Annotated in this window: 16 protein-coding genes and 1 tRNA gene; 9 read left to right on the top strand and 8 right to left on the bottom strand. The window is 60.1% G+C overall.

All coding sequences use genetic code 11. From position 1 onward, the window contains the following. Positions 1-49 precede the first annotated feature (49 nt). Complete coding sequence (locus QCL65_RS04255; RefSeq protein WP_407315046.1) at positions 50-2107, bottom strand: methyl-accepting chemotaxis protein; 2058 nt, start codon at positions 2105-2107, stop codon at positions 50-52. Positions 2108-2521: 414 nt separating this feature from the next. Between QCL65_RS04255 and QCL65_RS04250 the strand changes: the two genes are divergently transcribed. The 5 genes from QCL65_RS04250 to QCL65_RS04230 all read left to right on the top strand — a co-directional run bounded on the left by QCL65_RS04250 (position 2522) and on the right by QCL65_RS04230 (position 14351). Then, a tRNA-Met gene (locus QCL65_RS04250) sits at positions 2522-2598 on the top strand. Positions 2599-2750: 152 nt separating this feature from the next. After that, complete coding sequence (locus tag QCL65_RS04245) at positions 2751-3797, top strand: DUF1176 domain-containing protein (protein ID WP_407315045.1); 1047 nt, start codon at positions 2751-2753, stop codon at positions 3795-3797. Positions 3798-3972: 175 nt separating this feature from the next. Beyond that, positions 3973-12096: a M10 family metallopeptidase C-terminal domain-containing protein gene (locus QCL65_RS04240; RefSeq protein ID WP_407315044.1), complete on the top strand. Its 8124-nt coding sequence runs from the start codon at positions 3973-3975 to the stop codon at positions 12094-12096. 66 nt (positions 12097-12162) lie between these two features. Beyond that, a complete protein-coding gene (locus tag QCL65_RS04235) occupies positions 12163-13101 on the top strand; it encodes a 2-hydroxyacid dehydrogenase (protein ID WP_407315043.1) in 939 nt (312 codons plus the stop codon). A 116-nt stretch (positions 13102-13217) separates the two neighbouring features. Beyond that, positions 13218-14351, top strand: coding sequence for a hypothetical protein (locus QCL65_RS04230; RefSeq protein WP_407315042.1), 1134 nt, complete (start codon positions 13218-13220; stop codon positions 14349-14351). Positions 14352-14474: 123 nt separating this feature from the next. Here the strand turns inward: QCL65_RS04230 and sodC are convergent, their stop codons facing one another. Next, a complete protein-coding gene (gene sodC, locus QCL65_RS04225; protein ID WP_407315041.1) occupies positions 14475-14999 on the bottom strand; it encodes a superoxide dismutase [Cu-Zn] SodC in 525 nt (174 codons plus the stop codon). 136 nt (positions 15000-15135) lie between these two features. Then, positions 15136-15774 carry a carbonate dehydratase gene (gene can / locus QCL65_RS04220; protein WP_407315040.1) on the bottom strand — a complete coding sequence of 213 codons (639 nt, stop codon included), beginning with the start codon at positions 15772-15774 and terminating at the stop codon, positions 15136-15138. A gap of 139 nt (positions 15775-15913) precedes the next feature. On the opposite strand from can, the gene QCL65_RS04215 reads away from it, so the two are divergent. Next, positions 15914-16318 carry a serine kinase/phosphatase gene (locus QCL65_RS04215; RefSeq protein ID WP_407315039.1) on the top strand — a complete coding sequence of 135 codons (405 nt, stop codon included), beginning with the start codon at positions 15914-15916 and terminating at the stop codon, positions 16316-16318. 85 nt (positions 16319-16403) lie between these two features. Here the strand turns inward: QCL65_RS04215 and rimI are convergent, their stop codons facing one another. After that, positions 16404-16856 carry a ribosomal protein S18-alanine N-acetyltransferase gene (gene rimI / locus QCL65_RS04210; protein WP_407315038.1) on the bottom strand — a complete coding sequence of 151 codons (453 nt, stop codon included), beginning with the start codon at positions 16854-16856 and terminating at the stop codon, positions 16404-16406. After that, complete coding sequence (locus QCL65_RS04205) at positions 16849-17631, bottom strand: energy transducer TonB (protein ID WP_407315037.1); 783 nt, start codon at positions 17629-17631, stop codon at positions 16849-16851. Before QCL65_RS04205 ends, rimI begins: the two co-directional genes overlap by 8 nt. A 156-nt stretch (positions 17632-17787) precedes the next feature. Between QCL65_RS04205 and mksB the strand changes: the two genes are divergently transcribed. The 3 genes from mksB to mksF are packed head-to-tail and all read left to right on the top strand — an operon-like array spanning position 17788 to position 22599. Beyond that, positions 17788-19077 carry an Mks condensin complex protein MksB gene (gene mksB / locus QCL65_RS04200; protein WP_407315036.1) on the top strand — a complete coding sequence of 430 codons (1290 nt, stop codon included), beginning with the start codon at positions 17788-17790 and terminating at the stop codon, positions 19075-19077. Continuing rightward, a complete protein-coding gene (mksE, locus tag QCL65_RS04195; RefSeq protein ID WP_407315035.1) occupies positions 19067-19780 on the top strand; it encodes an Mks condensin complex protein MksE in 714 nt (237 codons plus the stop codon). The genes mksB and mksE overlap by 11 nt, the downstream gene beginning before the upstream one ends. Continuing rightward, the gene (gene mksF / locus QCL65_RS04190; protein ID WP_407315034.1) at positions 19777-22599 is read left to right on the top strand and encodes an Mks condensin complex protein MksF; all 2823 of its coding nucleotides are present in this window, start codon (positions 19777-19779) and stop codon (positions 22597-22599) included. Before mksE ends, mksF begins: the two co-directional genes overlap by 4 nt. A gap of 76 nt (positions 22600-22675) precedes the next feature. Here the strand turns inward: mksF and QCL65_RS04185 are convergent, their stop codons facing one another. The 3 genes from QCL65_RS04185 to QCL65_RS04175 are packed head-to-tail and all read right to left on the bottom strand — an operon-like array spanning position 22676 to position 26247. Beyond that, positions 22676-24985, bottom strand: a complete 2310-nt coding sequence (locus QCL65_RS04185) for an MlaD family protein (RefSeq protein WP_407315033.1) — start codon at positions 24983-24985, stop codon at positions 22676-22678. Continuing rightward, the gene (locus QCL65_RS04180) at positions 24978-25601 is read right to left on the bottom strand and encodes a paraquat-inducible protein A (RefSeq protein ID WP_407315032.1); all 624 of its coding nucleotides are present in this window, start codon (positions 25599-25601) and stop codon (positions 24978-24980) included. Before QCL65_RS04180 ends, QCL65_RS04185 begins: the two co-directional genes overlap by 8 nt. Then, positions 25588-26247 carry a paraquat-inducible protein A gene (locus QCL65_RS04175; RefSeq protein ID WP_407315031.1) on the bottom strand — a complete coding sequence of 220 codons (660 nt, stop codon included), beginning with the start codon at positions 26245-26247 and terminating at the stop codon, positions 25588-25590. Before QCL65_RS04175 ends, QCL65_RS04180 begins: the two co-directional genes overlap by 14 nt. Positions 26248-26269 lie beyond the last annotated feature (22 nt).

The raw sequence follows: 26269 nt of genomic DNA, 5'->3' as shown, positions 1-26269 counted from the left end.
AATTAGGCGGTGCGCGGCGAAGATCAAGAGATCGGGGCCCAGGCCCCTCCTACGCTAGGCGGAACCGTGAGGTATTGTCATTCAGCGCCTGGCTGCCGGAACTGAGCTGATCCGCCGCCTGATTGACCGCGCGAGCGCCGTCCAGTAGGCGCATCGCGGCCTGGTCGACCTGCTGGATATTGCTGCTCACCTCATCCGCCGTCGCCGCCTGCTCTTGCACCGCCGTGGCGATATGCGCCAACGTGTCACTAACCCCCTGCACAGCGGTGGCGATCTCCACCAGGCTCAGGCCGAGCCCGGTGACGGCGGTCGCATCGTTTTGCGCTTGGCCACAGGCGGCCTCCATCAGTTCCACGGCATCGCTCAGGGTCGTGCGTAGGCTTTCGACGGTCCCGGCGATCTGCGCAGTCGAGGCTTGGGTACGCTGGGACAAGCTGCGCACTTCATCGGCCACCACGGCAAACCCGCGCCCCTGTTCGCCCGCGCGGGCGGCCTCAATGGCGGCATTGAGGGCCAACAGGTTGGTCTGCTCGGCGATGCCACGAATCACATCCACGACCGACTGGATCTGTTGCCCCTGCTCGCTGACCCGCCCCAACGCGGCTGCCGTCTCGCCCAGGCGCCGATTGAGGGCTTGAATGCTGCTGGTGGTGCGTTCGCTGTCTCGCTGGCTGACCTCAGCGATAGAACGCGTCTGGCGCACGCTGGCCGAAGCGGATTCGCAGCTTTTCGACACCCCCTGTGAAGTGGCTGCCAGCTCCGTGGCGGCTGTGGCAATCTGGCTTATCTGGTGTTGCTGGGCTTCAACTTCACCGAGGGTGTCGTTGGAGTGCGCGTTTAGCGTGATCACCGCTTCGCTCAGTTTCACGGTTTCCTGGTTGACGCCCAACAGGCTGGCGCGCAGCTGCACCACGGCCGCATTCAGCGCGGTGCTGATGGTTGCCAGCTCATCTCGCCCCTGCACCTCGACCTCTACCCGCAGGTTGCCGTCGCGCAATGACTGGGCCAGGGTGGTGATGCCCCGCGTACTGCGCCGGATGGAGTTTTGCAGGCAAACGAACAGGTACAGCGCGGCCAGTAACAACAGGGTGAACATGGCGATCACCGGCACCGCCTGGCGGATCGCATGATCGTGGTAATAGCCCAGGCGCGTATCCAGCGAGCCCAGCGACTGCTCGCGTAAATCAGCCAAGGTCTGCAAAAGGCCGTCGATGGTGCGCTGGAAATCGGCCGACTTGAGGGTGATGCTGCCGCCGAACACGCCGTCGTCCAGCACCTTAAGGTCGCTGTCCAATTTTTGTTGAGCGCTGGCATATTCGCTGGCCCAACCGGCCAACTCCGGCGCAAGTTTCGCTTGCAGGGCCGAGCCGGCTTTATTCATTTGGTCGCGGGCATCATTGATACGGCCGCGCAGGTCACGCATCTGCAGGCGGCTCTGCATGCTGAACTGCCCCGCCGCCACGGAAGACTCGCCCACACTGGCCAGGCGCCCTACCCGCTCGATCAGATCCGGCGCTTGCTGGGTGGCGATTTGCATCAGCAAATAGCCTTCCTTCGATGGGTCCACCGTCAACCCGCTGTCCATTGCGATCTGCTCACGCAGGCCCTGCAACAAGCCGAGCACCGCAGTGAATCGATCAAAACCATCTGGCCACCAACCCACAGTGCGCAGGTTGGCCAATTGCAAGCTTGGCACCGCCGCTTGTAAATCTTGCACCCGGGCCTGCACCTCGGCGGCAGCGTTGGCCTCACGCAGTTGCGCGGCCAAGTCGTCGATCGCTTTAGTCAGCACCGGCGCCGACGCTTCCAGCGCTGCGATGGCCTGCAACGCCTCGGGGCCAGGGGCGCGCAAGATATCCACAGCCTTCCAACGCGCGGCCAGGTTGCGCTGAGCAGACACCAGTGAGTCGACCCGATCCAGCGCCAGCAATTGCTGCACACCGGAGCGCTCTTTGGCAATCACCACCAACGTTTCGCGAAAATGATCACCCAGCATCCACAAGCTGGCCGCCAGTGGCAGCATAAACAACAGAAACAGCAGCTGGAACTTGCGCGCAAAGCCAAACTGGCCGAGCAGACGGATTCCTGGGGATAAAAGGCCATGCATGTTCAACTACTCCTCTGAACACTTCGAGGGTCGCCCGTTGTACAGGATCGACCCTAAGGTGCCGATACCGGCAATATGCCATTGTGCAAGCAAGATTTAGACCTGCGTCCGGTTGCCTAATAGCAAAAGCGTCGCGCAGCCGCCATACCGGGGCATCAGCGTTCCAACGCAGTGCACGAGACCCACAACAGGGCGCGACCCTGCACTATTAAGCGTCACTGATGGAAACGACAGAGTCCGGTGGTACGGGCGTGCATAGGGCATCGGCCGACCAGCGGCAGACTGAAGCGATAATGGGCGATGGTGTTTCGACGGCCGAAGCCAGGGAAAAGCTAAGCAATTGATCACATGGAGAATTTTTTTGGGGTTAAGGGTTGACACATTTTCGATATCCACGAATAATGCGCGCCACTTGGCTACATAGCTCAGTTGGTTAGAGCATAGCATTCATAATGCTGGGGTCCGGGGTTCAAGTCCCTGTGTAGCCACCAAGTACCGATTCACAGATGTCTGTAGCAATCTGTGAATCAAATCAAGAAGCCCGCCTTGTGCGGGCTTTCTTGTTTCTGCGCGTCACCACTCTACGCATCCCGTCAGTCATTCGGTTAGCATCAGGGCTTTCCAGCCCCGAGGCTCACCTGCGATGCGTGCTCTCTTACACTTCCCCACCTATGCACTGACAGCGCTAGCCCTGGCCGTACCGAGCGCAGTGCTCGCTGCCGAGCCTGAAGATGCCCCCCTCTACCAAACCTTCGACGACTGGGCGGTGGGTTGCGACAACACCCGCCGCTGCACCGCCCTGGCTGCCGAGGAGCAAACCGAAGGGGCCGGGCTGATTGTTCAAGTGACCCGCGAGGCCGGTATTGACGGCGCCCTACAAGTCACCCTGGCCGCGAATGTCGCCCCCACAGGCGCGCCACAACTGGACGGCCAGCCGATCAATAGTGCATTGCAAAAAAACCGCGAGGGCCAATACCAAACTTCAGGGGCCAATGCCCAGGCCTGGCTAGGCGAGGTTCGCAATGGCACCCGTCTGTCGATGCCGCTCGCCGATGGCCCCGTTAGCGCGTCCCTACAAGGGCTGAACGCGGCGCTGCTGTTGATGGACTCGGTGCAAGGCCGGGTCGGCACGCCTGGCGCGCTGGCCGAGAAAGGCAAGCGTGAAGAAAAAAGCGTACCTGCCGCAGTGGCTGCGCCCAAGTTGGCGCCGTTTCCGAAAACCCAGGCCATGGGGGCTGAGGAAGCGCAAAAACTGGGCGGCCTGGTGATCAAGGCGACCCAGCATGAATGGGACCAGGAGCTCGAAGAACAACAACCGCCCGAAGCCAGTGTGTATGCATTGGACAGCAAAACGGCGTTGGTGCTGATCCGCACTTCGTGCGGCGCCTACAATTGCGCTTATGCCCTGTACCAAACGCCGCGGGCGTTGCCCGTCAAACCGCAGCCTCCCACTATCCAGCCGCTACCCTGGCAGGGCAGCGACAGCGCGGTGAGCGGCTCGGTCAGCTACGACCCGCTAACAGGTGTGCTGGAAAGTTTCGACAAAGGCCGCGGAATTGGCGATTGCGGTACTCATCAGACCTGGCGGTTCAATGGCAAAGCGTTCGAGCTCAGGTCCATGGAAATGATGGCAACCTGTAGTGGTACGCCGTCGCAGTATTGGCCGACGATGTGGCGCAGTCAGGAATAAGGGAAGGTAGGTGCGTTATGGCGAGAGCCACCACTGAGTAGCGATCCTGCGACCAGTCATCCGGAGAAATGTGGGGCCGGATGTTTCGCCATAGAACTGACGTCATTAATAAGGCATTATTTATGTGTCCTTGCGGACACACAAGGAGGTCCGCAGCCCAGTTTCGGAAAACACCATGTCCGGCCCGCTCAGCACCACGCCCTACAGCTATGCGTACAGTTTCTCCAGCCGAGAGAATTTTTCTTCCCTGCTGTACGGCATCTATTGGAGTCCAAGCGGCTCGGGCACTACCCAACTGACTTACAGCTTTCTGTCCGACAACTCCTATTTTGCCCGCGACTACAGCGCGGATGACGAGCCAGACTATAGCTACACATTAACTGCAGGGCAGGAAAGCGCGGCAGTCAGTGCCTTGGCGTCCTGGAGCGCGGTGGCAAATCTGCAGTTCACGCAAGTGACTGACTCAACGACCACCGCGGGCGATCTGCGCTTTGGTGGCTACTATTTCATGGACCTCGATTCCGCCGCCTGGGCCTACATGCCCGGGAGCGGGCCAAGTGCCGGCGACGTATGGATTGGTCCCAATACCAATGTGGATACGCCGAGCGCCGGCTCTTACGACTACATGACCTTCGTTCATGAGATCGGCCATGCGCTAGGGTTAAAGCACCCCTTTGAAACCTCGTGGTTGAACCGGTCGATTTTGCGCGACCCGTACGACGACGCTCGCTATACCCTGATGAGCTACACCAACGATTACAGCTATTCGCCGACCACGCCGATGTTGCTGGATATCCAGGCTATCCAGTATTTATATGGCGCCAATATGGCGTACAACGCTGGGGATACCTCGTACAGCTGGGCCCCTGAAAAGTCGGTGTTCGAGACGATCTGGGACGGTGGCGGCAACGACACTATCGATGCGAGCAATCAAGCGGCGTCGGTGCGGATCAACCTCAATGAGGGTGAATTCAGCAAGATCGGCCAAACATTTCTCAACTACAACACGTCAAGAAGCAACCCGAGCGTCATGGATTCAGGCCTGGCCATCGCCTACGGCGCTAAAATCGAAAACGCCATAGGCTCGGCATTCGCTGACATCTTGATCGGCAACGCCTTAAACAACGTACTGGACGGTGGTGCTGGCAGGGATACGCTGATCGGTGGCCGCGGCGATGATACCTATATCGTTGACCAGGTCGATGAAATCGCTTTGATCAAGGAACTGGTGAACGAAGGTAGCGATACCTTAGCTATTGGTTACAGCAACACCGCTGATACCGCGATAGTTTTCGACTTGGCCTCGAGCTTGCCAGTCAACGTGGAAAACCTGACCGTCCTTGGCACCGGCCTGTTCGATGTCGTGGGCAACCGCGGCGACAATACCCTGACCGGCAATGCCTCCAGCAACACCCTCAGCGGGGGAGCCGGTAACGACCGATTAGACGGCGGCGGCGGTGCCGATAATCTGGTGGGCGGTGTTGGCAACGATATCTACATTATCGACGAACTGGACACACTGATAGAACTGGCTGACGAAGGCATTGACGAAGTACGCGTAGCCTTTGACTACACCTTGGCTGACCACTTCGAAAACGGCCTGCTACTGGGCGATCAGGCCCTGAACCTGACCGGTAACGATCTGGACAATAGTCTGGTTGGCAACACTGCGGCCAACGTTCTTCAAGGCGGCCTGGGCAACGACGTGCTGGACGGCGCAGCGGGGGCTGACCGTTTGATCGGCGGTATGGGCGACGACACTTACGTAGTCGATGACGCAGCAGACGAGATCGTCGAAAACGAGGGCGAAGGCACCGACCTCGTCCGCGCTACGATCAATTACACCCTGGCGGGCAATGTCGAGAATGGCCTGCTACTGGGCAACCAAGCCCTGACGCTGACCGGCAATTCGCTCGCCAACGTATTGACCGGTAATGCCGGCGCCAACGTTCTGGACGGTGGCACTGGGGCCGACCGGATGGTAGGCGGCGACGGCAACGATACGTATATCGTCGACGACGTGGGCGATGTCGTAATTGAAACGGACTTTAATTACAGAGAAGTCGACACGGTTAAAGCCTCGATCAGCTACACCCTGGCGGAGAGAGTCGAGAACCTGATTCTGACCGGCAGCGGTCATATCAACGGGACTGGCAACTCCGCGAGCAACCGGATTACAGGTAATGCGGGTGACAACATACTCGATGGTGGGTGGGGCAGTGACACGCTGATTGGCGGCGCGGGTAATGACACTTACATCGTCAATTCGATCTGGGACATTATCCAGGAGAACGCGCAGGAAGGTAATGACACGGTCATGGCTTCACTGGACTGGACCCTGGCCGCCAACCTGGAGAATCTCACGCTCACAGGTAGCGACAACCTTAAGGCCACTGGTAATAACTTGGCCAATAGCCTAACCGGCAATGTCGGGAACAACATTCTCGACGGTGGACTGGGCGCCGATAGCATGGCCGGCGGCAAAGGCAACGACACCTACGTGGTCGACCAGTCAAATGACGTGATCGTCGAGCTCGCCGACGAGGGCACTGACCTGGTCCGCAGCTCCGTGAGCTACACCCTAGGCAACCATCTGGAAAATGCCGTACTGCTCGGCGCTTCGGCCATCAATCTGACAGGCAACGACCTGGCCAACACACTGACCGGCAACGCCGCCGCCAACGTTCTGGACGGTGGCCGCGGCGCTGACACCCTGATCGGCGGCCTGGGCAATGATACCTACGTCGTTGATAACGTCGGCGACGTCATCATCGAGACCAGCACGCTGGCCAGCGAGAACGACACCGTAAGGGCCTCGCTCAACTGGACCCTGGGCGCCAACCTGGAAAATCTGACCCTCACCGGTAGCGATGATCTGACGGGTACCGGCAACGCGCTGAACAATTTGATCATCGGCAACGCTGGCAACAACTGGCTGGACGGCGGCAAAGGTAATGACACCCTGGCTGGCGGGTTGGGCGATGACACTTACGTGCTCGATAGCGCCAATGACACGGTGCTCGAAGAATTCAATGCGGGCATCGACGAGGTGCGTACCGGCTTCAGTTACACCCTGGGCAACAACATCGAAAATGCGACCCTGACGGGCCCTGGCGCACTGGCCCTGACCGGCAATGCCTTGGCCAATACCCTGACCGGTAACAGTGCCGCCAATACACTGGATGGCGGCGCGGGTGCTGACACACTGATCGGCGGTGCGGGCAATGACACCTATATTGTGGATAACAGCGCAGACGTCATTATTGAAAGCAGCACACTTGCTAACGAAATAGATAACGTACTGGCTTCAGCCAGCTATGGATTAAGCGCAAACCTGGAAAACCTCACCCTGACCGGTACCACCAGTATCGATGGCACCGGCAATGCCCTGGCCAACCGCATCACTGGCAACGCGGGTAATAACGTGCTGGACGGCGGTGCGGGTATCGACACCCTGATCGGCGGCCTGGGCAATGACACCTACGTAGTCGACAACCTACGGGATGTGATCGTCGAAAGCAGTGCATTGGCCAGTGAAATCGACACAGTACAGGCATCTCTAAGCTGGACCCTGGGCGCCAACCTTGAAAACCTCACCCTCACTGGTAGCGACAACCTTAACGCCACCGGCAATGCCTTGGCCAACATCCTAGTCGGCAACGACGGCAATAACACCCTCGATGGCAAAGCCGGTATCGACACCCTCGCTGGTGGCTTGGGCGATGACACCTATATCGTTGACCGCGCCGAAGAACTCGCTCTGCTCACCGAGCTGAGCGACGAAGGTACCGATACGCTACGTATCACCTACGCCAACCCTTCTCGCACTACTGCCAATACTGTCGACCTTAACGACGCCTCGTTGCGTAACGTCGAAAACGTCACCTTGCTGGGTGCCGGCCTGTTCAATGTGGTTGGCAACGACCTCGCCAACACCCTGACCGGCAACGCCTCGGCTAACACCCTCGATGGCGGCGCAGGCGATGACCTGCTTGATGGCGGTGCCGGGGCTGATACCTTGATCGGCGGTACGGGCGACGATATTTATCTGATCGAGAACGCCGGTGACCGTGTGATCGAAGCGGACAGCGAAGGCACCGATCTAGTACGCACAGCGATCAGCTACACGTTGGCCGACAACGTCGAAAACGGCCTGTTACTGGGCGCTGGGGCTCTAAACCTGACCGGTAATGCGCTGGCCAACACGCTGACTGGCAACGCCGCTGCCAACATCCTCAACGGCGGCGCCGGGATCGATACACTGATCGGCGGCCTGGGTAACGATACTTATGTAGTCGATAACGCCGATGACGTGATCATCGAAGACAGCGCGTTGGCTCGAGAAGTGGACACCGTCATGGCGTCCGTGTCATGGACCCTGGGCAGTAATCTGGAAAACCTTACCCTGACCGGTACCACCAGTATCGATGGCACCGGCAATGCCCTGGCCAACCGCATCACTGGCAACACGGGCAATAACGTGTTGGACGGCGGTGCGGGTATCGACACCCTGATCGGCGGCCTGGGCAATGACACCTACGTAGTCGACAACCTACGGGATGTGATCGTCGAAAGCAGTGCATTGGCCGGTGAAATCGATACAGTACGGGCATCTCTAAGCTGGTCTCTGGGCGCCAACCTGGAAAACCTTACCCTCACCGGTAGCGACAACCTCAACGCCACCGGCAATGCCTTGGCCAACATCCTGACCGGCAACGACGGCAATAACACCCTCGACGGCAAAGCCGGTATCGACACCCTCGCCGGTGGCTTGGGCGATGACACTTATATCGTCGATCGCGCAGAAGAACTTGCTCTGCTCACCGAGCTGAGCGGCGAAGGTACCGACACACTACGTATCACCTACGCCAACGCATCCCGTACCACCGCCAACACTGTCGATCTGAACGACGCTTCGTTGCGCAACCTTGAAAACGTCACCTTGCTGGGTGCCGGCCTGTTCAATGTGGTTGGCAACGACCTCGCCAACACCCTGACCGGCAACGCCTCGGCTAACACCCTCGATGGGGGCGCAGGCGATGACTTGCTCGACGGCGGTGCCGGAGCGGACACCTTGATCGGCGGCGCAGGGGACGATATTTATCTAATCGAGAACGCCGGTGACCGTGTGATCGAAGCGGACAGCGAAGGCACCGATCTAGTACGCACTGCGATCAGCTACACGTTGGCCGACAACGTCGAAAACGGCCTGTTACTGGGCGCTGGGGCTCTAAACCTGACCGGTAATGCGCTGGCCAACACGCTGACTGGCAACGCCGCTGCCAATACGTTGAATGGTGCGGCAGGTGCCGACACTTTAATCGGTGGCCTTGGCAACGACACCTACGTAGTGGATGACATCAACGATGTGATTGTCGAAGACAGCGCATTGCTTCGGGAAGTGGACACCGTCATGGCGTCCGTGTCATGGACCCTGGGCAGTAATCTGGAAAACCTGACCCTGACCGGTAGCAACAACTTGGACGGCACCGGCAATGCCCTGGCCAACCGCATCACTGGCAACGCGGGTAATAACGTGCTGGACGGCGGTGCGGGTATCGACACCCTGATCGGCGGCCTGGGCAATGACACCTACGTAGTCGACAACCTACGGGATGTGATCGTCGAAAGCAGTGCATTGGCCAGTGAAATCGACACAGTACAGGCATCTCTAAGCTGGACCCTGGGCGCCAACCTTGAAAACCTCACCCTCACTGGTAGCGACAACCTCAACGCCACCGGCAATGCCCTGGCCAACATCCTGACCGGCAACGACGGCAATAACACCCTCGATGGCAAAGCCGGTATCGACACCCTCGCCGGTGGCTTGGGCGATGACACCTATATCGTTGACCGCGCCGAAGAACTCGCTCTGCTCACCGAGCTGAGCGACGAAGGTACCGATACGCTACGTATCACCTACGCCAACGCCTCCCGTACCACCGCCAACAGTGTCGACCTCAACGACGCCTCGTTGCGTAACATCGAAAACGTCACCTTGCTGGGTGCCGGTCTGTTCAATGTGGTTGGCAACGACCTCGCCAACACCCTGACCGGCAACGCCTCAGCCAACACCCTTGATGGGGGCGCAGGCGATGACTTGCTCGACGGCGGTGCCGGAGCGGACACCTTGATCGGCGGCGCAGGGGACGATATTTATCTGATCGAGAACGCCGGTGACCGTGTGATCGAAGCGGACAGCGAAGGCACCGATCTAGTACGCACGGCGATCAGCTACACACTGACCGACAACGTCGAAAACGGCCTGTTACTGGGCGCTGGAGCTCTAAACCTGAACGGTAATGCGCTGGCCAACACGCTGACTGGCAACGCCGCTGCCAACATCCTCAACGGCGGCGCCGGGATCGATACACTGATCGGCGGCCTGGGTAACGATACTTATGTAGTCGATAACGCCGATGACGTGATCATCGAAGACAGCGCATTGCTTCGGGAAGTGGACACCGTCATGGCGTCCGTGTCATGGACCCTGGGCAGTAATCTGGAAAACCTGACCCTGACCGGTAGCAACAACTTGGACGGCACCGGCAATGCCCTGGCCAACCGCATCACTGGCAACGCGGGCAATAACGTGTTGGATGGCGGCACGGGTATCGACACCCTGATCGGCGGCCTGGGCAATGACACCTATGTGGTCGATGACGTACGCGACATCGTGAGTGAGACCAACACGTTGGCCAGCGAAATCGATCTCGTCAGGGCATCGGTCAATTGGACGCTCGGCGCCAACTTAGAAAACCTCACACTCACTGGTAGCGACAACCTCAACGCCACCGGCAATGCCCTGGCCAACATCCTGACCGGCAACGACGGCAACAACATACTTGATGGCAAAGCCGGTATCGACACCTTCGCCGGTGGCTTGGGCGATGACACCTATATCGTTGACCGCGCCGAAGAACTCGCTCTGCTCACCGAGCTGAGTGACGAAGGCAACGATACGTTACGGATCACCTACGCCAACCCTTCTCGCACTACCGCCAATACTGTCGACCTCAACGACGCCTCGTTGCGCAACCTTGAAAACGTCACCTTGCTGGGTGCAGGCCTGTTCAATGTCGTTGGCAATAATCTCGCCAACACCCTGACCGGCAACGCCTCGGTCAACACCCTCGATGGCGGCGCGGGCGATGACTTGCTTGATGGCGGTGCCGGGGCTGATACCTTGATCGGCGGTACCGGCGACGATATTTATCTGATCGAGAACGCCGGTGACCGTGTGATCGAAGCGGACAGCGAAGGCACCGATCTAGTACGCACGGCGATCAGCTACACACTGACCGACAACGTCGAAAACGGCCTGTTACTGGGCGCTGGGGCTCTAAGCCTTACCGGTAACGCGCTGGCCAACACGCTGACTGGCAACGCCGGTGCCAACATCCTCAACGGCGGCGCCGGGATCGATACACTGATCGGCGGCCTGGGCAACGACACCTACGTAGTGGACGACAGCAACGACGTCATTATCGAGACCAGCACGCTGGCCAGGGAAATTGACACAGTATTGGCATCGGCCAGCTACGAGCTCAGTGCCAACCTGGAAAACCTAACGCTGACCGGCCTTGGGAACCTAGACGGGCGCGGCAACGCATTGGCCAACCTGATCACCGGCAACGCCGGTAATAACCTGCTAGACGGTGGCGCAGGTGCCGACACCCTAGTCGGTGGTCTGGGCAACGATATCTATGTGGTGGATAACCTCAAAGATACGATAGTTGAGCGCAGTACCTTGGCATCCGAAATCGATAGCGTTCAGGCCTCGGTGAGCTGGACGTTGGGCGCCAACCTTGAAAACTTGACCCTAACGGGCAACGAGGCCATCAACGGTACTGGCAACGCCCTGGCCAACGAACTGGTGGGCAATGACGCGAGCAATACCCTGAGCGGCGGCGTGGGTAACGACACACTCAGCGGCGGCGGCGGTGATGACACGCTAATCGGCGGCTTAGGCCGAGATATGCTCACCGGCGGCACGGGCGCTGATCGTTTCGTCTTCAACGCCCTGGCCGAAATGGGTAAAGGCGACCAGCGTGACGTGATCACCGACTTCGACGGCCTGGCGGGCGACAAGTTGGACTTCTCACGGCTCGATGCCAACGTACTGACGCGGCCATTCGATGCGTTTAGCTTTATCGGCAGCGACGCTTTCACGGCGGCGGGCCAACTGCGGTTTTTCGAGAATGTGCTGTACGGCAACGTCAACGGCAACCTGGATGCCGACTTCGAGATCCAATTGCTCGGTGTCAGCACTTTCAACGCCAGCCAACTGATCGCTTAATTATCCCTGTCGGAAAATACACCAGGCAGTTGTAAGCTAACCTCCAATATAGCCTTGGAGGTTCCCATGACGGCAACTGTTCTGGTGTTGGTCGAGACGGTCGGCGACTACCTGCATATTCTCGAAGAACAGGGCTTTCGCCTTATTCTTGGCAATACCCCAGCCCTTCGCGAGGCCGCGCTGCGTGAGCACGCCGAGTCGATAACGGCGGTGCTGACCCGCGGCCCGGTTGGCTTGCAGGCGCATGATATGGACGCTCTGCCCAACCTGCAGATCATTTGCGTGATCGGCGCTGGCTACGAGCGCGTCGACGTGCCGGCGGCCATTGCCCGCGGCTTGACCGTGACCAATGGCGCGGGAGCCAATGCTGCCTCGGTGGCAGACCACGCCATGGCCCTGCTGCTGGCGCTGGTTCGCGATATTCCTGGGGCCGATGCCTCGGTGCGGCGCGGCGAGTGGCGTAAGGCGATGCGTCCGTCCCTGGCCGGTAAACGCCTGGGGATACTTGGCCTGGGCGCCGTTGGCCTGGCGATTGCTCAACGTGCAGCGCTGGGCTTTGCCATGAGCGTGAGTTACCACAACCGTCGCGCCCGTGAGGACGTGCCCTACGCCTATTGCCATAGCGCAGCCGAACTGGCCGCAGCCAGTGATTTTCTGATAATCGCGACCCCCGGCGGCGCAGGCACTCAGGCCATGATCGGCGAAACCGAGTTACGTGCCCTTGGGCCCACCGGGTTTCTGGTTAATATCGCCCGCGCCAGCGTGGTAGACACCCAAGCACTACTCGACGCCCTAAAGCAGCAGGGCATCGCCGGGGCCGCCCTGGATGTATTCGACGACGAGCCGAACGTACCCGATGCCCTCAAAGCGCTTAGCAACGTGGTGTTGACGCCCCACGTGGCCGGCCTTTCGCCTGAAGCCAGTGAAGGCACAGTGCGGTTGGTCGCACAGAACCTGCAGGCCCACTGCGCCGGGCTGGCTGTGCTAACGCCGGTCTTGCAGTGATCGAAATACGCCCTGCCATGGACGGCAGAAAAATATCGCAAAACACCTGCTCCCGCTCTCCCGCAGCTGCGCCTAATACTCCATGATCACGCTTCGACGATGACAAGGAGTTGCCCATGCTCAAAGCCTCGCTTTCCATCACCCTCGCCGCCCTGGCACTGGCCAACGGCGCCCAGGCCGATGTTCAAATCCCGCTTGGCGATGCCCAGCGGGTAACGCGTCTGTTTGCCTACCCCAATAATTGCAATGTCATCTGTTTTCGCGACTGGACTCTGGAGCAAACGGTCCAGCACTACCTTACGCAAAGCGTGCAACGTGATGGCTACGCCAGCGCCAAAGTGCAGGTCAGCCGCAGTGGCGATCAGCTATCAGCGGCGATCAGCGGCGTACCTGACGGCTACGGCAAACCTTTGAGCCAACTGCTCGATAGCGGTGACCTGGCGTACAACGGTGCCAGCAAGCTCAACGCCGACGGCAAGTGGGCCTACAACTGGTACCTCTTCTTGCCTCTGGGCATGGCGCTGGACAACCGCCGTAGCGTCGAGCTGCTGCATTTCCCACCCGACTATTCCCTCACTCAGGCGCAGGACTACTTGCGCTCGGCCACCACTGATCGCTGGGCGACACTACTGACCGTCAATGGCGTGCCTAACGACCAGACACCGGCTTACCAGACCATCATCGATATCGCACCCATCGCCGCCCCCGCCAATGCGGGTAGCCAGTTGGAGGGGGTCTACGGTTATTTCAACGATTACCAGACGCGTATGGTCAAGGAAATCAGCATCGGCAGCGACGGCTCTGCGTTGCCGATGGTCGCCTTCGGCGCTCCGGTGCGCAATTGGCTCAAACAACAGTACGGCGCCACCGTCGACGTCCTAGGTCTGGCAAGTATCCAACCCGGCGCGGGTAAAGCTGTGAACGTACTGGGCTCCAACCACCCGAGCTATATTTGGTATGCGGCTGACAAAAGTAACTACGGCGGGGACCAGGACAAGGCCGACCAGGCAGGCCTGAAGGTCATGGGCCAAGATCTTAGCGCCGCCTGCTGGCAGGCGGGTATGGGCCAGAAGCCTGCAGCGGATGCCAAGGCCACGTTGGCCAGCTGCACGCAGAAATGGCAGGTAACGGCGAGTAAGCAGACCTGCGAGCTGTTCTACACGTCGGTGCGCAAATACACCGATGCCCAGGCCAAGACTAAATGCAACACCGGCCCCACCACCCGCGCGCTACGCGAACTGCGCGGTTAAGCCGCTTTGTGTAGGAGCGAGCTTGCTCGCGAAAAACTTCAACGGTAACGCGGTGTTCTGCACGAACGCAGCGCCTGTGAGTTCTTCGCGAGCAAGCTCGCTCCTACACAGATCCTTATGGGCTCAGATTACCCCGCACGCCATCCGCGCGGCACCGCCGCCCAGCGGCATGGGTGTGTCGGCATGGTTGTCTCCGCCCGCATGCACCATTAGGGCGTGTCCGCTGATCTCGGAAATTTTCTTCAGGCGCGGTGCCAGCACCGGGTAGGTTGCCGTGCCGTCAGCATTCACATAGATCGCCGGGAGGTCGCCCAAGTGGCCTTTATCATCGTAAGGCCCCAAGTGCTTGCCGGTTTTCTTCGGGTCGAAGTGGCCACCGGCTGCTTCCGCCGCCGATAGCTTGCCATCCTTCATGGCGGCGTCGCAGCTGCCGTTCTGGTGCACATGGAAACCATGCACGCCCGCTGGCAGGGATTTCAGGTCAGGGGTGAAGATCAGGCCATATTCGCTCTCTTCGATTTTGATCTGGCCGATTGGCTTGGGCGCGCCTTCGGCGCTGACCAGGTTGATCGAAACTTCCTTGGATGCCGCCTGTGCACTGCCGACGGCAAATACTGCCATGAGCGCTAACCAGCCATAAGATTTCATCGTGTCTCCTTGAGCCTTGGACTGAGCGTTATAAGGGGGGTAGCCGCCACTGGTGTGGCGAGCGACCTTACCTATAGCGGACAGGATGAATAGCGATCTGTTCCTTATTCCCGGTGAGCAACTATTACGCGCTTTATCAACCCGCAGGCCGCAGACGGTATTGGGGCGGCAATTGCTCGAAGCCACTGATGGTGGTGTTGAGGCTTTTCCAGCGACCATCCTTGATGCCATAGATGCAACCGTGAATGGACAAGCTCTGCCCACGGTGCCAAGCGTTCTGCACGATGCTGGTGTGACCCACGTTGGCCACCTGTTGGATCACGTTGAGTTCGCACATACGGTCGACCCGCTCTTCTTCGGTGGGCAACAGCGCCAACTCATCACGACGCTCGTAGTACAGGTCGCGGATGGTGCGCAGCCAGCCGTCGATCAAGCCCAGCTGGCGGTCCTGCATGGCCGCGCGCACGCCGCCGCAACCGTAATGGCCGGTGACCAGGATATGCTTGACCTTAAGCACATCCACTGCGTACTGAATGACCGACAGGCAGTTCAAATCGGTATGCAGCACCACGTTGGCGACGTTGCGGTGGACGAACAGATCGCCGGGCAACATGCCGACGATTTCATTGGCCGGCACGCGTGCGTCCGAGCAACCGATCCAGAGATACTCTGGGGTTTGCTGGCGTGCCAGCTTGGCAAAGAATTCGGGATCTTCCTGTTTGATCGCTTCGGCCCAACGTGCGTTGTTATCAATCAGTTCTTGTAGATCGTTCATTATTCAAGCCTCAAGTACGGTGCGCAGCTTTGACTGGCGATGCGCGGTTGGGGTCACGCCGGTGGCGCAGATAGCGCGCTTGAATCTTCAGCGCCACAGCGGGTCCACCTTATTAAGGCCCCAACCATGAGGATTTACCATGACAGATTCACGCCGCCCGATCGACGCCCCCCAACCGGAAGAGATTGACGATATCCAAGACCGCATGGGCTCGATGCAAGAGCTGGATTTCGACGAAGACGAGCGCAACGGCCGCACCGGAGACGAACTGCCGCAGGATGAACGTGAGCAGGCACTGTCGCCACAGCGGGCTCGCGAAGCGGGCATGACCGGCGCATCCACCGCCGACCACCACTCCACCGACGATGACCTCAGCCCCGAGACACTGATTCACGAAGACGGTGCCCGCTCACCTAGCGAGCCCGGCGCTGGCAAGCCAGCGGACCAGGACTTCAGCGTGGTGGACGAAGATGAAGTCGGCGGCGGGGATGGCTTGGACGAAGAGGAACTGGCGCTGATCGATCCGCTGGATGGCAAGCCTTAGGCGCAAGCATTCGCGGGGCGTTTGTATTAAAAGATCGGGGGCAAGCCCCCACGGTCAACGTATGAGGGGGCTCGCCCCCGATCCTTTAATCGAACAACGTGCAAGCCATCACCAGCGCGTCCTCGCGCCCCCCTGCACTGGGGTAGTAATCCCGGCGGCGACCAATCTCGTTGAACCCGTAGCGTTCATACAGCCGGTAGGCCGACGTGTTACTGGAACGCACCTCGAGAAAACACTCGCGGCCATTCATTTCATAGGCCCGCTTCATCAAACGCTCAAGCAGCAGTAGGCCCAGGCCGCGGCCCTGGCTCTGCGGTTTGATCGTAATGTTGAGCAAATGGGCTTCGTCGATGATCACGTTGATCACACCATGCCCCACCTGCTGAGCACCCTCGAACATCAGCCAGATTTCATAGGACTTCAGGCCGTCGAGGAAGATACCGCGGGTCCAGGGATGACTGTACGCGGCGTACTCGATCTTCAATACGGCGTCGAGGTCTGCCTCGGTCATCCGGCGGAAACTGATTGCATCACTCATTGGCAGGCTTCCAGCGCGTCATCAGCCGGCGCATGGCTTGCCACACAAGCGCTTTGCGCTCGGGCTCGTCCATCAACAATTCCAAACCCGGCAGGGCCCAGGCGCTGCCCAGGCCTTCAACTTGCAATTCGCGGTTGAACGCTAGTTCGTCCGCCTCGCCGGCATAGCGCACGGCGTTACGGCCGATCAACCACAGGCACGCACAGGGCGCCTCTTCCAGCCGGGCCAGGATGAAACCCTGCACGAAATCGCGGGCGGCCTCCGGCCCCTGCTCCATATTACCGCGCTGCAATAACGGCCAGCGCACGGGCTCACCGATAATCTGCGGGCTATCGGGCAGGCCTGCGGCACGCAACATATCTTTGAGCAGGAGATAGGCCGGGTCGCGGCTCTGGAACGGCTCGCCGGTGGGCAACTCGACCAGCAACAGGCAATGGCCAGCACGCAACAGTTGCAGGGAAAACCGGGGTAACGGTACCGGCGCGGGCTTGGCGGCGGGCTCTGGTGCCTCTTCTGCGACTACCGGCTTGGGGGCTGGCCGCGCCAACGCCGCAGGCCGGGGCACCTCGACCTTTGGCCGTGCTGGCAAGCGCGCGACCGGCTCCGCAGCGGCCGCCGGCTGTACCTCTGGCTGCACCTGGGGGGCAATCACGGGGGCCAGCGGTTGCAACAACTCGGGCCGCGAAGGGGCCGCAAAGGGCAATTCGGCACGCGGTAGCCAATGCACCACTTGCATGGCATCGAGATAGGCGCGGCGGCGGGGCTCGTTCAACAAAGGTCAGCCATCTGTGCAGGAGTAAAGCTGGCGATTCTACCGCTGTTCGACGGTGCGCGCCGCCCCCGATCACTCAACTCGTCGATCAGGGCTCAATCGACAAGGCGCCGATGCAGTACAATTGCCCCTTTTACCTGGCAATGAGTCGACCAGCCAATGATCGAACCCAAGCGCGTCTTGCGCGCCCTCGCCGAACACTGGGCGCTGCTCGAGCCCCTGTGCGAGCACTTTGACCAAGGCACCCTGAGCCTGAGCGAACTGCGCCTGCAATTGGCCGCCCAGCAATTGGACAGTACCCCCCAGGACATCACCCATCTATTGGATGTGTGGATACGCCTGGACATTTTGGTCCCTGTGGCAAAAAGCCCAAACCGGTTTGAGCTGAACGCCCAGATCCACGACTTCCTGGCCTACCTGCGCCGCGAGCACCGGCTGGGTTTGTGCCTGGAGATCGAAGCCTATTTACGCCACCTGGAGCGCCTGGCCGGGCACATTCAGGACGCATTCGATATTCGCGACGGCGCCGACCTGGCCCGCCAGTTGCGCTTGCTCGACATGCGCGTGCGCGACGTACTGAAAAAACTCGCCAACGACGAGCAGGCTCTGGTCGCGGTGGCCGAGCGGGCCAAAACCAGCGATCGCCAGATTCCGCTGCGCCAGCGTTACGCCGAGGTCTTGGCCACGTGGGACGAATACGTCGAACCCATGATTCAGTTGGTCAATGCCGACGGTGCTTTCGAGCAGGGCGTGCGCAAAGTGGAGAATGTCCTGCTGCGTCTGCTCAGTGAGCAACAACGCCTGGGCCACCTGGTGGATGACGACATGCTGCTGCGCACCCATGCGCGGATCCTGGAAATGCAGACCAGCGCCCAGCTCACCCTGCGCCATGCGCGCGAACTGCTGCTGCCGCTGCGTGAAGAGGCGCGCCGGCACAATGCCGTGACCCGCGGCGCCGCGTTGGCCTTGTCGGCCATCCGTCGCAAGGGGCTCGATGCCGTACCCCAGGCAGCCATGCCTTTGTTCACCCGGCCGCAGAGTACGTTCCTGGGCAGCGCCAGCCAAGTCGAAGCCTATGTCTATGCCTTGGCCCGTTTCGAGGCCAAGCCGGCGCAGTTTCCGCGCGCCCACAAGACCCAAAAGGGCGAAACGCCCCGGGCACCGCGCACGGTCAAAGAAATGCTCGAACGCTGCGAAGACGCCCTGCCCCTGCCAGACCTCATGGTCTGGCTGCTGGAGCAAGAGCCCAATGGCGCGACCGATGAGCTGCTCTACTGGTTTTCCCGCCTCTCGCGGGACAAACGCTTCACCCGCCAGCGCTTGGCCCGGCGCGACTACTCCACCCACGAGCATCAGGTCAGCCTGCGCTCCTTCGCCCTGCTTTCCAGCGCCGAGGCGGCCACTGCCGCACCGCTGGAACCCTCTGCGAGCACCCCACATGCATCTTGATTTATCCGAACTGAGCCAACTGGCGCCGATCTTCCGCGAGCTGTTCAAGGGCTTTCACATCAGCCGCCGTGACCCCGAGCTCTACGCGCAACTGTCGAACTGCCAGGACGCCTACCGCGGCTTGTTCAAAGCCCTGGGCTTCGAACTGGTCTGCGACACCCGCGGTTTTTATTATTTCGTCCCTGAATTGGCCGCCGCGCAGGTCAACAAGACCGCCCAGCGCCTCTCGCTGTTCACCTTCATTCTGGTCGAGCACCTGGCCGACCAGGGTCGCGACCCTATGGCCGTGCTCGACGGCGGCAGCCTGGGCCGCGACGAATTGCCGTCGATGCTGGACAAATACCGCGACCTGTTTCTCCAGGCCGAAGTACAGACCCAGGACGAACTGGAAGAAAAAATCATGCGCCGCATGACCCAACTGGGTTTTGCCAGCGAAGAAAACGGTATCTACCGGTTTCTACCGCCCATGCATCGATTCCTCGACGTCTGCCTGTCGGTCCAACAAGACCGCGACCTAGCCGCCAGCGTACACAGTGCCCTGCCCCTGCCTGCGCCCATTTTGGTGGATGACGACAGCGACGAAAAATTGCTGGAAACCGATGACCCCCTCGACCTGAGCCCATTCGAGGAAGCCGACGAAACCGAAGAAGACGCGCTGGCCCGGGCCATTGCCGAAGAACGCCGCCAGGAGATCGACGTATGAGCCAGGAACGCTATGGCATCCGCCGCTTCGCGCTGCTGAACACAGCAGGCTACAGCCTGGGGCTTTTCCCGCTGGAGCACCCGCTGTCGGTGTACGGCGCCAATAACCTGGGCAAGAGTGCTTCGATCAACGCGCTACAGTTCCCGATTCTCGCGCGCATGTCGGACATGAGCTTCGGCAAATACAGCCTGGAACAGTCACGCCGTTTCTACTTCGCCACGGACACCAGCTACATCTTGTGCGAGGTGGCGCTGCCCCACGGCCGCCACGTCATCGGCGTGGTCGGGCGCGGCCCTGGCGGCGGTTTCGGCCACCAGTTCTTCGCTTATGCAGGTGAGTTGGACCTGGCGCATTATCAAAAAGACGATACCTGCCTGCGGCAGAAAGAGCTGTTCAGCAACCTCGAACGCAACGGCCTGAAAGCCTACGAGCTCAAACCCGATGAACTGCGGCGGCTGCTCGTGGGGGGCCACACCTCCATCCCGCTGGACCTCACGCTGATCCCGCTGCGGTCCACCAGCGAGCAAAGCCTGAAGACCTTCCGCGCGCTGTTCATCAACCTGCTGCATATGCGCGAGATCACCGCCGCCAAGCTTAAACAGCTGTTTCTCGACGCCTTCGAACACAGCTTGCGGTCGGGCAGCGTCGACTACATCGCCGCCTGCGAAGAAGCCTTCCGCGACGTTAGGCGCATGGAACAGGATTACCAAGCGCTGGTGGCTGCCGGGCCGTTGGTCGAAGCCTTGGCCAATGGCGTGCATCAACGCGACCTGCTGCGCGGCAAACTGCACCGTATCTCGCCGTTGCTCGACTCGCTGCTGGGCACCTGGCAAGACTACGCCGGCGCGCGCAAGGAAGAACTGACGATACAGGCCGAACACTACCGCCACGAACAGGATTCGCTGCAACAGGACCAACGCGGTGGTACCCAAGAATTGATGCGCCTGGAGCGCGAAGTCAGTGGGATTCAGCGCTGGATCGGTGAGCTTGCGGTGCTCAAGCAGCGCTTTGCCCTGGTCGATGACGTGCGGGTGCTGGAGCAGCAACTGCTGGTCGCCAAAGATGCCCACGACGAGTTGGCGGGTGCGTTGGCGCAGTCACGCCAGTTCACCGCTGAGGACTTGGAGGAACGTCTGCGCGACCTGGAAAAACGCTTGAAGTCGGTCAAGCAGCAACTCGACCACGCCGACAACAACAGCTACGCCCGTTTGCGCGAAGAATTCTCGCAACAAGACGTCGAACGCCTGATGCGCCTATTCAACAGCGCGCTGTTCAGCTTGCCCTTGGGCGAACAGGGTATTGCCCTGGATGACAGCGACGCCTGGGTTAAATCCCTGGAAGCCATTCTGGATGGTTTCAAAGGTGAGCGCTTCGAAGCGCCGGGCATTGCCATCGACCTCACCCATATCGAGCCTCCGGCGCTTCAAGCGCTGGCTGACCGCGCTGCCTTGCGTGATCAGAAAGAACGCCTGGAAAAAGAACTCAAGCAGCTCAAGACCCAGCAAGCGGTGGCCGCCGATCGCGCGGCCAGCAAAACCCAGACTGAAGCCTTGTACCAGCAGGTACTGGATGCGCAAAAAGCGTTGGAAGACTACCGCCGCAGCCAGACCCTAAGTGCCGAAGAGGGAGACAAACTCGAGCAATTGGCGCAACTGGAAGCAGCGCAAGACGAACTCAAGCGCTCCAGCGATGCCTTCACCGAGCGGGTCCAGCAATTGTCGGCCAAGCTGCAACTGGTCGGCCGCCAGATTGCCGATATGGAAGCCAAGCAGCGCACTCTCGATGACGCCCTACGGCGGCGTCAATTGCTGCCAGCGGACTTGCCGTTCGGAACGCCGTTCATGGAGCCGGTGGACGACTCGATGGACAACCTGCTGCCGTTGCTTAACGACTACCAGGACAGCTGGCAGAGCCTGTTGCGCGTCGATGGGCAGATCGAAGCGCTATATGCCCAAGTACGTCTGAAAGGGGTGGCGAAGTTCGACAGCGAGGACGACGTCGAGCGTCGCCTGCAGTTGCTGATCAATGCCTACGCCCACCGCCAGGACGAAGCGCTGACCCTGGGCAAAGCGCGCCGTGCCGCCGTGACCGACATTGCGCGCACCTTGCGTAACATCCGCAGCGACTACGACAGCCTGGAACACCAATTGGCGCTGTTCAACCGGGAGATCAACAAACGCCAAGTCTCCAACCTGAAAAGCTTTCGGATCGTCCTGGCGCCGAACAAGGAAGCGCTCAAACATATCGACCAGATCATCCATAGCGCAGGCCAGTACGAAGAGGGCGAAACCCTGTCGGTATTCGACCTGAGCCAGAGCGCCGAGCAGGACAACAAAAACGAGGAAGCCAAGGAGTACCTGGCGCGCCTGGTGGCCGCCAACCACAACCAGCTGGGCTTGAAGGACTTGTTCGAACTGGCATTCGAAATCACCAAAGTCAACGGCCAGCCAGTGATCCATACCGACATCGACGGTGCCGCCTCCAATGGCACGACCATGACCATCAAGGCACTGACCAACATGTACTTGTTGCTGCATTTGATGGACCGCGACCTGGCCGGGCGCGTTCGCCTACCGTACTACCTCGACGAAGCGGCAGACATCGATGAACGCAACCAGGCGGCGTTGCTGGAGACCAGTTTGCAGTTGGGCTTCGTGCCCATCCTGGCCAGTGTGAAACCGCAGGTGTCGGCACGGGTAGCGATTGACCTGGAAGGCGGTAGCGGCCCCAATGGGATCTACATTGACGAAGCCGACTGGAAGTACATCCGCCGCCACGATGAGGCGAAAGCCACCAACCCTGCCACCGAAAACGCTTGAGTAGGCGCCCCTGGGCCGTTCGCGGCCTCAGGGGCGTTATTGGGGCTGGGCGGCCCTGACGGAAAGCTCTAACCCCTCAAGGCGCACTGCCCAAGGGGATTTTCGGCGCCCATTGCTGCCACTCCTCTTCAGGTTTATCGAATAAGGCGAAGGTTTGCTGTGATTTAGCGACCGCCCCCATCCGCTCGCCCTCAGGGGTAGCAAAGGCGATACCGCCACTGACCAACGTTTCGAGTGACTCGGTATTGACCGAAAGGCCTTTGAACAAGCCGAAATCCACCGCCACCCCGCTACTGCTCCAGAACCGACTGCCGCTGCGCACCAGCGGCACATAGCGCGGCTGGATGAGCACATGGACCAATACCCGATCGGCGTTTTGCCCCAATTCAACCCCAGTCACTTTGCCAACTGGCACTTCACGGTAGGTCACGGGCACGCCTGGCTTGATGGAACCGCGGCGTGGTGTGCTCAGTACCAAGCTCAGGCCGGGCTCGCGGGCGGCGAGGTCGGGCGCCTGAGCCAGGGCGGTAAATTCGGACTGACGCGCCGCGCCTTTGCCGGCAGGGATCACTTGCAAATATGGACCCGTCACCAGGGTCTCCAGATTGGCGGTTTTGCTGATACCCAGCTCAGGCCGCACGACCCAAAACTGGCTGCCGGCTCGGGCAATACGCTCGGACACTTCGCTGATACGGGCTTTGAGGACTACAGACTGCAGGTCAGCACTCAAATCGACCGCTTCGACCTTGCCGACCTCCAGCCCTTTGAAACGAATCGGCGTGCCTGCCTGGATACCATCGGCGCGCTCGACCTTGATCGTGATGGCCGTACCAGACTGCTGCGCTGCTTCGCGGTTGGCAAAAAGGCGGAATTGGGGAATGCGTTCTTTCAGGGCGACATTCGCTTGCGGCGTGTCGAATGCGATGCCCCCGGCCATCAGGCTGGACAACGACTCACTCTTGATCTGCAAGCCAGTGGTCAAGCCTCCACTCAATGTAACGCCACTGGCATTCCAGAAACGCGTCGAACCGTTCACCAGGCTGGCGTACTCCTGCTCGATATGGACACCTATGACCAATTGCTGGCGCGTGCGCGAAAACTGGTAGCTCTGCACCGTCCCGACTTTGACCTGGCGGTAAAGAATCGGGCTGCCCACGTCGAGCGAACCGAGGGTGTCACTGAGCAACACCATGTGGAGGCCCGGCGAGCGCAAGTCGAGCGGGGGAGCCTTAGCCAGCGCCTCGAATTCGCGCAGCGGTTTGGCGCCTTTATCGCCGGGGCGTATTGCGATGTAATTACCCTTGACCAAGGCTTCCAGGCCGGTGATGCCCGCCAGTGACAGAGAAGGTTTGACCAGCCAGAACTGCGTGCCCTCCACTAGGTAATCTTCGGCTAGGGGGTCTAGGGTGAGTTCGGCCATGGCACTGGACATGTCGGCATCGACTTTTAGGTCCTTCAATGAACCCACTTGGATACCTTTGTACATAACAGGCGTACGCCCTGCCTGCAGGCCCTCGAACTCACTAAGCTTAACCTTGGCTTTAATGCCGGCCTGGGCCGCGTCGTAGTCCTCGTAGAGCCGGAACGGCAGGCTAGGGTCGGTGGGCGGGCTGTCTTTACGATGCTCAGGGGTGGCAAAAGAAATACCGCCCGCCGCGATACTGGCCAGGGACTCACTACGGATCTTCAAACCCGAAAGGCTGGCATCGACGCTGATGCCGCTGGCGTTCCAGAAACGCGTATGTTTGCGCACCAGGCTGGCGTAAGGCGGCTGAATGAAGATCTTCACCTCCACCGTATTGTGGTCTTCAGACAGCGTGTAGCTTTTGACTTGGCCAACCTGGATCTGTTTATAGAACACCGGGCTGTCGCGGTTTAGCGAGCCCAGCCGCTCTGCCTTGAGGGTAATGTGCAAGCCCGGCGTTCGGTCGGACAGCGGGGGCGCTTCAGACAGGGCTTTGAAAGACCGTGCGGGCTCCCCTTCGCCAGGGCTTATGGCGATGTAGTTACCCGACACTAGGGTTTCGAGGCCGGTAATACCCGCCAGGGTCACGCTGGGCTTGACCAGCCAAAAGCGCGTGCCAGCCAGCAAATGGGGTTCAGCCGCCTTGGCCATCTCCAGGGTGGCAATGACCCCGGTATTGCCTGCAGCTTCGTCTAGCTCCAGCGCGGTGACCTTGCCCACCGACATACCTTTGTAGATGACTTGGGTCTTGTTGACCTGAATCCCCTCACCACTGAGAAAGCGCACTTGGACTTCGATGCCACTCTGGCTGTAGGCACGCCAGCCGAGCCAGCCGCCGATGATCAGGGCAATGATCGGTAGAACCCAAATAGCCGACCAATTGGACGCCGGGCGAATATTGGCATTAGGCAGATCATTCATGATCGTGGTCCGACTCCGTGTTATCCCAAATTAGCCGTGGGTCAAAAGTAACAGCGGCCAGCATGGTCAAGATGACCACACTGGCAAAAGCCACCGCCCCGAGATTGGCCTCGACACTGGCGATTCGGCCAAAATTGACCACCGCCACCAGAATGGCAATGACGAATATATCCAGCATCGACCAACGCCCAATGAATTCGATAAAGCGGTACATCACCACGCGCTGGCGGGCGGAAAGGGGCTGGCGGCGTTGCACCGAGTACAACAGTAAACCCAGCCCCACCAATTTGAACGTGGGGACCAGAATACTGGCGATGAACACGACAGCGGCAATCGGCAGCATGCCGTGCTGCATCAGCGTGATGACCCCAGACATGATGGTGTCCGGCTTGCCCTGCCCGAGCGAACTCACCGTCATGATGGGCAGCAGGTTAGCCGGTAGATATAGGATAGCGGCGGTGATCAACAGCGCCCAGGTACGCGCCAGGCTGTTGGGCCGGCGGCGATACACTGGGGCGCCGCAGCGGCTACAGGGCTGCCCATCGGGACCGGGTGCCTGCCGGTTGAGTTGATGGCAGTCCAGGCAGATCAGGATACCGGCATCAATCGCCCGCATAGGCCCCCTGGTGTGACAGTGCGCCCCATATCTGCTGCGGCGACATACAAACCTCTAACCACACTTGGGTTAGCAACAACCCGACAAAGCAGGCCAGGCCAATGCCCAGACTCAACTGAGCCATATCGGCCAGCTTGACGATAGCCACCAATACGCCCATGAGGTAGACCTCGAGCATGCCCCAGTCACGCAGGTGGTGGTAATACCGATAGAGCCGCACACCCAGCGAGCGGCCGCAGTTCAGGCGAATACTCAGTAGCACCACTAGCTGACACAGCAACTTGACCAAGGGAATGGCCATGCTGCAAAGGAAGACCACCAGGGCCACCCCCTGCATGCCACTGTTATACAGGCCCAGCACGCCGCTCCAGAGAGTTTCGTTGGAGCTTTGCCCCCACAGGTTCAGATGCATGATGGGCAGGAAATTGGCCGGGATGTACAGCGCCAAGGCGGCAATGACCAGGGCCAGGCTACGCATCACAACATTATGGCGCTGCACGTGAAGCTCGTGGCCGCACTGCGGGCACACCGCCTTCTCCCCGGAAGACAATGCGGGGGGCGACAAAAGCAGGTCGCAGTCGTGGCAGGCGATGAGTTTATCGAGTGGCAGGGCAGCGAGGCGAGACATACCAGCAGGATCAGGCATGGAGTGATCTGGCAGAGACAAG

The sequence above is a fragment of the Pseudomonas sp. nanlin1 genome (assembly GCF_045571515.1).
GTDB lineage: Bacteria > Pseudomonadota > Gammaproteobacteria > Pseudomonadales > Pseudomonadaceae > Aquipseudomonas.
This window is presented reverse-complemented; position numbering and strand designations above follow the sequence as displayed.